This is a genomic window from Pseudomonas fuscovaginae SE-1 (assembly GCF_000364705.1).
In the GTDB taxonomy this organism is placed as follows: Bacteria; Pseudomonadota; Gammaproteobacteria; order Pseudomonadales; family Pseudomonadaceae; genus Aquipseudomonas; species Aquipseudomonas fuscovaginae_A.
The window spans coordinates 1-302 of the sequence record NZ_AQOH01000152.1 but is presented as its reverse complement, the minus strand read 5'-3'; the positions used below and the strand labels follow the sequence as shown (position 1 = coordinate 302).

Annotated in this window: 1 protein-coding gene; it reads right to left on the bottom strand. The window is 59.6% G+C overall.

Annotated features, from left to right (window positions below; all coding sequences use genetic code 11):
- Window positions 1-302, bottom strand: a 302-nt coding sequence (locus tag K675_RS0115525) for a DDE-type integrase/transposase/recombinase (RefSeq protein WP_017904421.1), incomplete at both ends; no start/stop codon positions are given.

Sequence of the window (302 nt, the reverse complement as noted above, 5' to 3'; positions counted from 1 at the left end):
GCTGTCGTCATGTAACCCACCGTCGGCACCCACTCCGTTTTCAAGCTACGAAACAGCCGCTCCATGGGGGCGTTGTCGTAGCAATTTCCCCGCCGACTCATGCTTTGGGTCATCCGATAGCGCCAGAGCCGCTGACGGAAACTACGGCTTCCATATTGGCTACCCTGGTCGCTGTGAAACAGGATGTCTCGTGGTCTGCCGCGCATCTCGTAAGCCCTGTCGAGCGCCTTGATGACCAGCTCGGCATCAGGCCTGGCGGACATCGCCCAGCCCACTACTCTTCGGCTGTACAAGTCCAGGAC